Below are 12,338 nucleotides of genomic sequence, written 5' to 3'. Positions count from 1 at the left end.
TTAGCCGCCTATATATGTCAGATTTACACCCTTACGGGTTCAGTTGTCGCTCATGGGGGAGACCCCCAAGACCGCGCTGCTTCACAAAGTAGAGTATATGTCTGCTATGAGTTAAGTTTTTATAAATCAGAACTAGGAATATTATCTACTAAGTAGAACGGAGCTTTGCTTGAAGTTGAAATCAGGACTCAGGCTGATTTTTCCAAAATACTGGAGATACTAGAGAGGATGAAAAATTTTGTTGGTAGCATACATACCTGGGATTAAAACCCTGAATGATACTATAAATTTCCATTATCCATTACCCTATGACAACCTAAGTCCTACAGTTTGCAAATTAGCTTTGACTTAAACCTTCTGCTTAGTGGTAGGGGTTGTAAGAGGGGTAGAAGCTAGATGCAGAACCGGATATTCCAACAGATGAAGAACCGTAACCAGCTATAGTTTTAGTTTGGTTGAAGGTATCAGCTTTACTGTAAGGACCGAATGCATCAGCAAGTGACTTGGAAGAAGCAGTATTACCCTGCAAATAAACTAAACTCTTAAATTTGTTATCAAAATCAAAGTTGACATCAACATTAATATATTCATTGTCGTAAGTAGTATAACCATAGCTGGTACCACCAACAACACTAGATACTTCAACTACTTCTAAGTGATTTAAGTCAGAGATATTCATTGTATTTCTCCTGGGAATTAAATTATGTTTTGAGAAAAGTTTTGAAAGAAACTAGTTAGTTGTCTCTTACGCTAATAACTTCTTAGTGGTAAGGGTTGTAAGAGGGGTAGAAGCTAGATGCAGAGCCGGATATTCCAACAGATGAAGAACCGTAACCAGCTATAGTTTTAGTTTGATTGAAGGTATCAGCTTTACTGTAAGGACCGAGTGCATCAGCAAGTGATTTGGAAGAAGCAGTATTACCCTGTAAATAAACTAAACTCTTAAATTTGTTATCAAAATCAAAGTTGACATCAACATTAATATATTCATTGTCGTAAGTAGTGTAACCATAGCTGGTACCACCAACAACACTAGATGTCTCAACCACTTCTAAGTGATTTAAATCAGAGATATTCATTGTATTTCTCCTGGGAATAAAAAAGCTATTTACGAGAAAAGTTTTTGAAAAGAACTTGTTTTCTCTTACATTCTTAATGTAAAACAATTACTCAATAAAAACAATAGTATTTGAGATGTTTTTTAGGAATAAAAATATAATTTTATGACATTTTTATACAACACAAAATCATCATTTTTTAAGCAGCAAAATATGGACAATATTTATGATAAACATTGTCCAAGTATAGATTTAACTTCATGAAGATAGGTCAAACGATGAGATAAAAACTATTTATTTTAAATAGCTCAGAATATTAAAAGTAGACAATCAGAAAAATACTTAATTAATTAATTAATTAATTTTTTCTATTTTTACCGTTCAAATAATATTGCTTAAAACAATAAAAAAACAGATTAATTAAGGATGATTTTCTAACATGTAAGTTACTTAATTATGCACCCAACACAAAGGGTGATTTCTGAGTATTTACTACGGAGTCAAATTGAGTTATTATTTGCATTCTTGAAATCTCTTGTTTTAGCCAGGTGTTAAACAATTCAGTAATTATTTGTTGTCTTAATTTATCATCTAATTCTGGTTGAATTATCTCCTCCACCCAGATTAAATAGACTCCTTGATTCGTGGTTATAGGCTTGATAGCTTGTGGAGGTTTAGCAGCAAATACAGCAGATGCAATTTCTGGTCTAAAATCTATTCGTCGTCTAATTCCTTGGTAACCACCAGTACGACGAATATCTGGGTTAGAAATGTACTCCCTCGTAACATCTATAAAAGTAGTTTCACCCTCTTGTAATGCATAAAATAATTCCAAAGCTAAATCTTTGTCATCGAGAATAATTTCATAGGTAACTGCTGCAAGATAATCAAGCTTGTTTTGAAAAAAGAAACTTTCAACCTTATCCTCAAATAAATGAGTTGCAAGTTTTTGAGAGAGTATTTTTTTATAAATCAATTCCTCAAAGTTATCTACAGACAAATGATGCTGTTGTAACCAAATCCACGTATCTTGTGCTTTTACCAGTTTTTTAGCTGCCCGAAATCGATCGCCTTCTTGTTGTATTTGGGCTTCTTCCACCTTAATACCTAATTTTTGAGCAGCCTGTGTCATGATTTTCTCTGAAGCAATAGCTTCAATTACTCCAGGAAGCTGACAAGAGATTTTGATGTAGTGGATTGCATCATGGCTAGAAATTGATAAAGAATCTTGCATATCAAATGTATTATTGAATGGATTATTTCTAGAGATAGATAACTAAAGTTCCAGAGCACCTTTGTGTAACTTTTTGAAAGGATCGAGAATAAAATCAATTACCCGACGTTGACGGACAACTATTTCTGCTGTTGCAGTTTGACCGGGAGTTAAATTGATTTGTTTGTTGCCATTTTCAATGAACTGCTTATTAAGAGAGATTTCTAACTGATAGCTTTCGATATTACCTTGTAAAGTTTGTTTAGGCTTTGAATCCGGCGAAATCCAGTTTACCTGACCTGTGACTACCCCATATTCTTGGAAGGGATAAGCATCAAACTTGATTTTTACCGGCATTCCTACTTTCACAAAACCACTTTCATGACTTGGTATGTGAGCTTTGAGAATGAATTGAGCATTTTTGGGTGCAATTTGAGCAATTCGTTGACCGGGCTGTAATACTTCTCCTGCTTTGGATACAGGTAGCTCAAAAATGATACCGTCAATTGGAGAGCGCACTATATGCTGCTGTAATCTCGTTTGTAAAGATGCACTTTGACTTTTAGCTTGAGAGGCTTGCGATCGCAAATGAATTATTTGGCGTTCTATATCTTTCAATTGCTCCTGAGTTTGCAATAATGCTAATTTTCCACCATTAATCAAACTTTTATAACTATTTTTTTGTTCGATTAGGCGAAGCTTGGCTTGTTTGATTTCCGAAGCAGCTTGATTTATTACTGCTTGATATCGATTCTGTTCTTCTTTAAGGCGTAGTTGAGATTGTTTGACTTCAGACAGAGAATTTTGATGTAATTGCTGACTCTCCTCAGCTTTATCCTCGAGTTCAACAATTTTTATTTGTGGAACTGCTCCTACTTGAAAAAGTTTTTGATAGCGTTGTACTTCTGCTTGATTGCGTCGCAAACGATTTTTAGTAAGTTTGTAGGTGTTCTGAGTAGATAGAACGTTTTGTTTTGCTTGTTCAACTAAAGCTTGTTTTTCTAATTTTTGGATATTATAGAGATTTTGCTTAGAGTCTAATTGTTGCTGCGCCCGATCTATTTGGGCAACTTTTTCCGATTGCTGAGATTGGTTTTGCTGTTCTTGAATGCTAATTGTTAGCCGAAGTTGATTCTTTAATAATTTTAGTTGTACTAATTGGCTTTGGTATCCAGATAACCTTGCTTGTACTTCTTCGAGATGATTCTCGATTACATCTGACTTCAACTCCAGTAAAACTTGACCAGCCTTAACAATATCTCCTTCTTTGACGTTAACAGCACTAACACTACCACCTGCTTGAGTATCCAATTTTTGTGTCGCACCTTGAGGTTCTATACGTCCTTTTGCCCTACCAGTTTCATCAACTTTAGAGAGCATTGACCAAGGTAAAATAACCGCAGTAAAGGTTACTAGCAGATAGAGCAAGGAACGACTCCAAAGTCGCGGTAAAGCATCTAATAATTCTTCCGTACCATAATGCCAATCTCCATTTCCTAGAGGTTTTCGATCTGTTTGACCCATGTCTTGATGGGTCTTACATTCTTGGATTAAATTATTTGTAATTCCCTCAGAGTTACCAGAAATAGTAGAAGATTGAAATTCTCTAATTTCCAATTTTGCAAGGGCATCATTGTTATAGTGATGGCGTGATGGTTGTGGCATAAATACTTTGCCTCATAAAGTAAGCAAGTGGTATTAACAAGTAGATCCCATAGATCTGGCACATATTAAATAATGGTTGTGCGAGCAATGAAAACACACATAGAAAACTAATCCTTACAGACTCGCTTTATTTTTCTAATTATTTACTGCTGCAAGATCTAAAATTATGGCATCGGCGGGTCGAATTTATGTTTTAATGAACCAGCATTAATTATGTATATATCTAACCAGCTTGTGCCAATTGCTGTTCGTTAAGGTAGTAGTAATGACCTTTTTGAGTTATTAACTCTTCATGGGTACCGCTTTCAACCACTACACCCCGATCTAATACTAGAATCATATCAGCATTCCGAACAGTTGATAGGCGATGGGCAATGATCAAACTAGTACGACCTTTCAAGATAGTCTTGAGATTATTCTGAATAATACGTTCTGATTCCGCATCAAGGTTACTAGTTGCTTCGTCAAAAATTAATAGCTGAGGATTACCTAGTAATGCGCGAGCAATAGTCAAACGTTGACGCTGTCCTCCGGATAACATTCCTCCACCTTCGCCAATTTCAGTTTCATATCCCATGGGTAGGTCTTGAATAAATTCATGGGCTCCAGCTAGAGAAGCGGCTTCAATAATTTCCTCTAGAGATGCATCCGGATGAGCAATACTGATATTTTCCCGAATTGTACCGCCAAACAAAAAGCTTTCTTGATCGACAACACCAATTTGCGATCGCAAAGATTTGAGAGCAATATCAGTGATATTATTACCATCAATTAAAACTCTACCGTCACTCGGGGGATATAACCCCAAAATTAGCTTTGATAAGGTAGTTTTACCCGAACCACTACGTCCGACAACTGCAACCATCTGCTCGGGCTGAATTTCAAAGCTAATATTTTCCAGAATATTAATCTCGCTTTCCGGGTGATAACGAAAAGTGACATTATCAAAGCGAATATGACCTTGAAGATTAGGTAAGGGTTTACGTGGTGAGGATAATAAATCTTCTTCTGGTTTTGCATCGAGTACATCATTAATTCGCTCTACAGAAATAAAAATTTCCTGTAATTGGTTCCAGACTACAGAGAGTCGTTTGAATGGACTGATAACATTACCCATCAACATATTGAAGGCAATTAACTGTCCAATAGTTAGCTGATTATTAATAACTAAGGATGCACCATACCAGAGTAATCCGGTAGTCATTATAGTATCGATGCTACCGCTGATAATTTGTAAGCGGTTACCGATAACTTCAGCCCGAAAGCTTTTTTTAATCGCATCATTGAGTAGTTCTTCCCAATGCCATCTTACAGTTTGCTCGATAGCCATTGACCGAATTGAGCGTACGCCTGTAAGAGATTGAATCAAATAACTACTTTGTGCGGCTCCTGCATTAAAAATCTCCCGCGACATCCGACGTAAAATATTAGTACTTGCGAATGCCAAGATAAAAAATGGAGGCACAATCAATAGTACTAGCAATGTCATCTGCCAGTTGTACCAGAACATCACTGCAAGATAAATGCACACCGTCAATAAATCTAGCAATATTGACAGAGTCTCCCCTGTAAGAAAACGTTGGATTTTTTTGTTTTCCTGGATGCGTGAGACTATATCGCCAACATAACGAGACTCGAAATACCCCAAGGGTAAACTAAAAGTATGTTTAATAAAACCTACTAATAAAGCTACACTGACGCGATTGGCGGTATGAGCCAGCATATATTGGCGCAGGGCGCTAATAACTATGCGAAATAACCCAAAAATAATTAACCCCAAGCTAATAGCTGTTAAGGTCACCGTACTACCTTGAACAATGACTCTATCTAGTAATAATTGGGTAAATATTGGGGTAATCAGTCCAAATATTTGAAGTAATAGAGAAGCAACAAAAATTTCTAGTAATACTTTAGTATGAGGTTTGAGCAATTCAAAGAATTGCCATAAAGAACTCCTCTCTTCTTCTGTTTCCTTAAATTGAACTGTTGGTTGGAGCAACAACGCATAACCAGTCCATCCAGTTTTAAATTCTTTATGGGTGAGAGTCCGTTGACCGATGGCTGGATCGCATACAATTAACTGTTTGCGATTAATTTCAAATACGGTAATGTAGTGTTTGCCTTCCCAGTGAGCAATTAAAGGTAAACTTTGCTGTGCTAATTTATCAAAACTAGCTTTGACGGGTCTAGTTACAAACCCGATATTTTCTCCTGCTGCAGCTAAACTTTGTAATGATGCTCCATTGCGGTTAATGTTGGCTAAATCTCTGAGACGACTTGCACTTAAACGTTTACCCCAATGACGACTAATCATTACTAAACAAGCAGCACCACAATCCGAGGCACTTTGTTGGGCATAAAATGGGTAGGTTTTGGTCAAACGTTCCCACCAATGTTTAACCTTTACCCTTGGTGTAGGAAATAAAGGTTGTTTTTCTGATTTTTTAACCTGCTTTTTGCTTGGGTGGCGAAAAGGAATTACATTTGTACTTCTATTAAATCTGTCTGGTAAAGACTTAAGTTTAATATTTTGTCCTTCTTGTCTATCTTTTACAGATTCTTCTGATAATTCAGACTCAGTAAAGTTTGCTAACGCCGGACAATATTTTAGAGCTTCAATCCAATCAGAATCATTTAGACTGTAGAGGATTGTAGTCTTTGTTGCTTGCCAATTTTTAGCTTCCAGAACAGAAGATTCATAAATAATTCCAGGATTTAATTTGTTCCCCTCAGAATTAATAAGTTCTCCTTGTCGCAGTACCCACAACTTGGCTTCCTTGGGAAAAAATATTTCATCCAAAGTATTTAAAGGATGGGATTTAAATAATGATAAAGCTTGCATTGTGGCTTCTGTGGAATTACTCCCCAGAAGTTGTGAATTTTGGCGACACAACATCAGTAAATCCCAACTTTCAGCTCGCTTCCTTAGGCGATCGCGAATTTGGGGGTATTCATTAATTAAATTGTCAATTCCCTCTTGCTTAAAATAACAAAGCTTCAAATCTATTGAAGACCTTGCTGCATAAGCTTGAAACTCAGTTTCACTAAATAAAGTTGCTTCTCCAAATGACGAACCAACTTGGAGGGTTGCAATTAAATTCTCTGCCCCATCAAGTAGGCGAACTTTACCCCCCAGTACTATGCATATACCTGGCTCGGCAATTGTTGTTTGCCAAAACTGAGTCGCAACTGCTGGTTCTATAATTTCTATAACCCGCAGGCATTTTTGTAGTTCTTGTTCTGAGAGTGCTTCACCCAACACCTTGGCAATATATTCGCCCAGTTCAACTTGTGAAAATATTGGTGGCATCTGTCAAATATTGTATTTTATTCAACTTTTAGTTAGCTATGTCGATCAGGAGCATATTCGCGGTAATAGCCCTAAAGATATCGAGGGCTAATTAACAGATAAAAGTGTTATATTCCCTTGACACAACTTTACTCGTTTGTATCAGTAATAATTTGTAAAAATGAGATATTGATTGTTTATTTTAGTGATGACCTAACAGATATCATGGAACAGAAAAGCAGCCCCGATATTAACCTAAAATACATCCTGATTTTTAAAATAATTTGGCGAAAACTCAAGTTTTCAAATTAGTTGGAGTACGGTAGCTCATACATTTTGGGTTTGTGGTTCATCACAACTTAATGTTCCCATTATCGGAAGGAAAAAAAAGGGGGGTTTTGTGGGGTATTGGCGTATTGTTACAGAAGTGTTACAAAAGCTGTAAACAAGTGTTTCAGGTATATGTAGAGATTAATAGCAACTAAATTCTGACTCTTGATAAAAAAATATTAATTTTATTCAAGAGTCATAACTTTGAATACATATTCAATTACAACTATGATATGTATCTGCAAGTAAATTAATAAAAAGTGGGCATTCGCCCACATTACATAAGACTATTTAGTACCAGAAAATATCAAAATCTTAACTAACCTGCAGCCAAATTACTCCAACTTACATAAGGTAATTGCATCGCTGTCTCCCGAATCCTACCTGCATTAGCTACTAACTGACCGCAAGCATCCCAAGTTCCGGAGATAAACATATTTCGGGCACCTTGATCGATTGAAACCGATGCAGAAAAATCACCGCATAGTACCTGCATCATTTCTAGATTTATGCTCACCCCTGCTTGAGGATTGTTAGTTAAAATTTGTTGTATCTCTTTGACTTTTTCAGGATCCATAGTGACGCAAGGAATACCCATCGCCACACAGTTACCAAAAAAGATTTCAGCAAAACTTTCACCAATTAAAGCTTGGATACCCCATTTAGATATGGCTTGGGGTGCATGTTCCCGTGATGAACCACAGCCAAAGTTGCGATTAACAACCAAAATATTTGCACCTTTGTACTGGGGTTGATCGAATGGATGTTTTCCTGCTAAAGCTTTCCTATCATCTTCAAAAGCATGTTCGCCCAAACCATCAAAAGTTACACAACGCAAAAACCGCGCCGGAATAATGCGATCAGTATCAATATCATTTCCGACTAAAGGAATACCGCGTCCAGAAATAGCTTTAACTTCGCTTGTCATTTGGATTAAGTAATGAGTAATGAGTAGTGAGTAATGGGTAATGGGTAATGGGTAATGGGTAATGGGTAATGGGTAATGGGTAATGGGTAATAGATAACAGGTAATAAGTAAAAGCCCGGCGTTGCTGAATAGAGAATGCTAATCAAGAAATTAAGTTATTGAAACATTAATTTTTCGTAGATATTTGCACCAAAAGCATTACGCACTCACCAACGCCAAAAGCCCACACCTTACGGTAATGTGGTAATGGGAAGAAATTGGCGTTTGAGATTGAATAACCAATCCCCAATCCCCAATCCCCAATACCTAATCCCCAATCCCTAAAATTAATTCAATAATTCGCGGACATCATAAACTTCGCCTTTTACTGCCGCAGCTGCAACCATTGCTGGACTCATTAGTAAAGTCCGACCAGAAGCTGAACCTTGTCTTCCTTTAAAGTTGCGATTTGAGGAAGATGCACTTAATTGTCTTCCTTCTAACTTGTCGGGATTCATTGCTAAACACATAGAACATCCAGGTTCGCGCCACTCAAATCCTGCTGCTTGAAAAATTTTATCTAAACCTTCCGCTTCGGCTTGCTGTTTCACCAATTCAGAACCAGGAACAACGAATGCTTTGACCCCTTGAGCTACATGATGTCCCTCAGCTATTTTTGCAGCTTCACGTAAATCGCTAATTCGTCCGTTAGTGCAACTACCAATAAAGCAAACATCTACCTTGGTACCTTCGATCGGTTTACCAGGAGCTAAATCCATATAGCTATAGGCTTCCTCTGCAATGAAGCGATCGTCAGCAGGTAATTCTTCAGTGGTTGGTACTGCTTGATTAATCCCAATACCTTGTGCGGGTGTAATTCCCCAAGTAACTGTTGGAGGAATCTCACTGGCGTCAAAAACTACTACATCATCATATTCAGCATCAGCATCGCTGTGAATAGAATCCCACCAAGCTACAGCTTTTTCCCATTCGGAATCTTGGGGTGCAAATTTTCTACCTTTGAGATACTCATAGGTAACTCGATCTGGATTAACATAGCCGCAACGAGCACCACCTTCAATGGACATATTACAAACGGTCATCCGTTCTTCCATGCTCATTTGCTCAAAAGTAGTACCTGCATACTCGTAGGCATATCCGACACCACCTTTAACACCCAAGGTGCGAATCACATGGAGAATTACATCTTTAGCATAAACACCGGGCTTGAGAGTACCGTTAACTTCTATCTTACGGACTTTTAACTTAGCAAGAGCAAGGGTTTGAGAAGCTAAAACATCCCGGACTTGGCTAGTTCCAATACCAAAAGCGATCGCCCCAAATGCGCCATGGGTGGATGTGTGGCTATCCCCACAGGCGATGGTCATTCCTGGTTGAGTAAGTCCTTGTTCCGGAGCAATCACATGCACAATTCCTTGACTGCCAGAACCGATATTATAAAAAGTGATACCGTTTTGCTTACAGTTATCTTCTAGCGCCTGAATCATTTCTTCTGCTAGGCGATCGCTAAAAGGACGGGCTTGGTTATCTGTTGGTACGATATGATCTACAGTGGCGACAGTCCGTTCTGGAAATAGTACTTTTAACCCCCTCTCCCGTAGCATAGCAAAGGCTTGGGGACTAGTAACTTCATGAATTAGGTGTAACCCAATGAATAATTGTTTTTGTCCTGAAGGAAGCACCCCGACCGTATGTGAGTCCCAAACTTTATCAAATAATGTACCTTTGCTCATACTCAATTCCGTTGCTCATGATGACAGCAATTGACTTCTTTAATCTGCGATAGATTTTGTATATATTATCGCTACACAGAACGATTATAGTGAATTCATCTAAAAAAACTCGGGTGAGCTTAGAAAACTTACCCAACCCCGAATTAAAAGATACAAAACTTTACTTGACTATCATATTACTGAGAGGAAGAGGGACAATGAAAATAGCAGGGAAGGAAAAAGCTTGGGAAAAACACCATAAACACATCCCAACGGTAGATGAAGCAGGTGGGAATAAGTGGGGATGCTTTCGTAGTTGTTTCCTCCAAAGTGCTGCTCCATATACAGAAGGTATCGCCTATAAAATCTTAAAAAATGACTTGGGTATAGACTTACGGGAAGCACCAGGACATACTTCCTGTGGGGCTATTGGCTATCATGGGGATGTATCCAACCTGGAAACCCAAATGGTGATGGCGGCGAGGAATTTTTCTGTAGCTCATCACGAACTAGGTGTGGATAATCTTTTTTCTTTCTGCGTTACTTCTTTTGCTAACTACACAGAAGTTATTAAACTTTGGGAAGAAGATCCAGAATTACGTGAATATACAGAAAAAACTTTAAGAGAAACAACCGGTCGGGAGTTCTGGATTCCTCATGTTTCCGGTGCTAGACCCTCTGTAGTTCATGCTTCAGATGTATTCTTTGCTAACCGTTATAAATTGGCTGCAAAGGCGAAGTATAGTTTGAAGGGAATCAAAGCAACCGATCATGTGGGCTGTCACTATGCAAAGATATTTCCCGAGCACTCTATGGGTGGAGCTGAATTTCCCCAGGTATTGGTAGGGATGTTAGAAGCTTTCGGTGCAGAGGTCGTAGATTACCCAGAACGTAGACTTAGATCTTGCACCTTAAGGGTAAACCGCAAATATATAAATCAAGCCTGTAAAACTACTACAGTAAATAAATTAATTAGTCTCAGTGTTGCAAAGTGGCAAACATCACTTTATGTACAAACTTTAACACTTAAACAAGCAGGAGTGTAGAAATCTTCCTAAAATTGAATCAGAGAAGTGATTAAAAATAAAGATAAAATCGACAAATTTAGGGCAAAAAATCTATTTGCCAACAAATTGACAATTATTTATGGCAATTACATGCTTTTTCTCGTTTTTTATATCTTTTGCTTTGTTTATATTCGATTATCATTATCGTTTATGACAAAAATTGCTGATATATGGCAAAAAACAGCAAAATATGGGAAAAAGGGCGTGAAATTTATCATTAGTTAAAGCAAGAACTATGCTTGCCACCGCCCAAGAGTTAGTTTACAACCTCAAAGATTTGATGCCTACCCGGTACCAAAAAAATAATTTAGAAGCGATGCTGGGATTGTTCTTAGAAGCACAAGGACACCCATTGCCAGAATACTCTAAAAGTAAGTCAGCAAGCGCTTTAAGCAGGTTTTTAAATATCAATGCCTGGTCAACAAGGGGAATGATTCGTATAATTAGAAGCCAGATTTTAGAGGTTGTTTTAAGAACTTTATTTGAGTCAGGTAGAGGACGCAGACCATTCTTACAGGTAATAGTTGACCTCACAACTTTGGTACGCGCAGCGCCTTCGCTTGCGAAGGAAAAATGCGGAAAATTTAAGAAATTTGAGGATTTAATCTCAGTTTATAACGGAAAACGGGGGTTACATATAGTAGTGCTATATTTGGTCGTCGGAAGATGGCGAATACCGTGGAGTTTCCGAGTATGGAGAGGTAAAGGTACTCCGTCACCAGCCCAACTAGGATTGAAATTAATCAAGCGCTTACCAAAGTTGTTAACTAAACGTTTTAAGGTAATGATTTTGGCTGATACTGGTTTTGGTAGTGCAGAATTCATACACGGAATACGTAAGCTTAAACATCATGCAATTATAGGCGTAGCTGTTAGCCGAACATTAGATGATGGAAGGTCTTTGAGACATTTACATAAGCAGGGACAACAAGTAAGTTTGGTCGGTTTGAATTTCCCTGTGACTATCTCTTGGTATTATCTTAAACGCGATAATGGCAGACTAGAAAAAAGAATTATCATATCTACGCTTACCCTTAAAAGCTAGCACCATTAAGTGGTGGGGAAAGCGTAGGTGG

Annotated in this window: 9 protein-coding genes; 2 read left to right on the top strand and 7 right to left on the bottom strand. The window is 37.8% G+C overall.

Features of this window, described 5'->3' with window-relative positions:
- Positions 1–361: 361 nt before the first annotated feature.
- The 7 genes from BC008_RS00270 to leuC all read right to left on the bottom strand — a co-directional run bounded on the left by BC008_RS00270 (position 362) and on the right by leuC (position 10,216).
- A complete protein-coding gene (locus BC008_RS00270) occupies positions 362–679 on the bottom strand; it encodes a hypothetical protein (protein ID WP_058182922.1) in 318 nt (105 codons plus the stop codon).
- Between the two features lie 82 nt (positions 680–761).
- Entirely contained in the window at positions 762–1,079 is a 318-nt protein-coding gene (locus tag BC008_RS00265) for a hypothetical protein (RefSeq protein WP_058182921.1), read from the bottom strand.
- Between the two features lie 433 nt (positions 1,080–1,512).
- The gene (locus tag BC008_RS00260) at positions 1,513–2,292 is read right to left on the bottom strand and encodes a peptidylprolyl isomerase (protein WP_027845927.1); all 780 of its coding nucleotides are present in this window, start codon (positions 2,290–2,292) and stop codon (positions 1,513–1,515) included.
- Between the two features lie 42 nt (positions 2,293–2,334).
- Positions 2,335–3,936, bottom strand: coding sequence for an HlyD family efflux transporter periplasmic adaptor subunit (locus tag BC008_RS00255; RefSeq protein WP_027845926.1), 1,602 nt, complete (start codon positions 3,934–3,936; stop codon positions 2,335–2,337).
- 223 nt (positions 3,937–4,159) lie between these two features.
- A complete protein-coding gene (locus tag BC008_RS00250) occupies positions 4,160–7,246 on the bottom strand; it encodes an ABC transporter transmembrane domain-containing protein (RefSeq protein ID WP_027845925.1) in 3,087 nt (1,028 codons plus the stop codon).
- Between the two features lie 628 nt (positions 7,247–7,874).
- Positions 7,875–8,483: a 3-isopropylmalate dehydratase small subunit gene (gene leuD, locus BC008_RS00245; protein WP_027845924.1), complete on the bottom strand. Its 609-nt coding sequence runs from the start codon at positions 8,481–8,483 to the stop codon at positions 7,875–7,877.
- Positions 8,484–8,809: 326 nt separating this feature from the next.
- The gene (gene leuC / locus BC008_RS00240; protein WP_027846836.1) at positions 8,810–10,216 is read right to left on the bottom strand and encodes a 3-isopropylmalate dehydratase large subunit; all 1,407 of its coding nucleotides are present in this window, start codon (positions 10,214–10,216) and stop codon (positions 8,810–8,812) included.
- A gap of 89 nt (positions 10,217–10,305) precedes the next feature.
- Here leuC and BC008_RS00235 point away from each other — a divergent pair, with 89 nt between their 5' ends.
- Positions 10,306–11,241 carry a heterodisulfide reductase-related iron-sulfur binding cluster gene (locus BC008_RS00235; RefSeq protein ID WP_235595760.1) on the top strand — a complete coding sequence of 312 codons (936 nt, stop codon included), beginning with the start codon at positions 10,306–10,308 and terminating at the stop codon, positions 11,239–11,241.
- Between the two features lie 256 nt (positions 11,242–11,497).
- Positions 11,498–12,307, top strand: a complete 810-nt coding sequence (locus tag BC008_RS00225; protein WP_201026060.1) for a hypothetical protein — start codon at positions 11,498–11,500, stop codon at positions 12,305–12,307.
- Positions 12,308–12,338 lie beyond the last annotated feature (31 nt).

Source organism: Mastigocoleus testarum BC008, assembly GCF_001456025.1.
Taxonomy (GTDB): Bacteria; Cyanobacteriota; Cyanobacteriia; order Cyanobacteriales; family Nostocaceae; genus Mastigocoleus; species Mastigocoleus testarum.
This window is presented reverse-complemented; position numbering and strand designations above follow the sequence as displayed.

What these genes read in the sequence shown, in the direction of transcription:
- BC008_RS00255 (WP_027845926.1), bottom strand. Translation starts at nt 3,936, where the DNA reads ATGCCACAACCATCACGCCATCACTATAACAATGATGCCCTTGCAAAA.
- BC008_RS00260 (WP_027845927.1), bottom strand. Translation starts at nt 2,292, where the DNA reads ATGCAAGATTCTTTATCAATTTCTAGCCATGATGCAATCCACTACATC.
- leuC (WP_027846836.1), bottom strand. Translation starts at nt 10,216, where the DNA reads ATGAGCAAAGGTACATTATTTGATAAAGTTTGGGACTCACATACGGTC.
- BC008_RS00225 (WP_201026060.1), top strand. Translation starts at nt 11,498, where the DNA reads ATGCTTGCCACCGCCCAAGAGTTAGTTTACAACCTCAAAGATTTGATG.
- BC008_RS00265 (WP_058182921.1), bottom strand. Translation starts at nt 1,079, where the DNA reads ATGAATATCTCTGATTTAAATCACTTAGAAGTGGTTGAGACATCTAGT.
- BC008_RS00270 (WP_058182922.1), bottom strand. Translation starts at nt 679, where the DNA reads ATGAATATCTCTGACTTAAATCACTTAGAAGTAGTTGAAGTATCTAGT.
- BC008_RS00250 (WP_027845925.1), bottom strand. Translation starts at nt 7,246, where the DNA reads ATGCCACCAATATTTTCACAAGTTGAACTGGGCGAATATATTGCCAAG.
- leuD (WP_027845924.1), bottom strand. Translation starts at nt 8,483, where the DNA reads ATGACAAGCGAAGTTAAAGCTATTTCTGGACGCGGTATTCCTTTAGTC.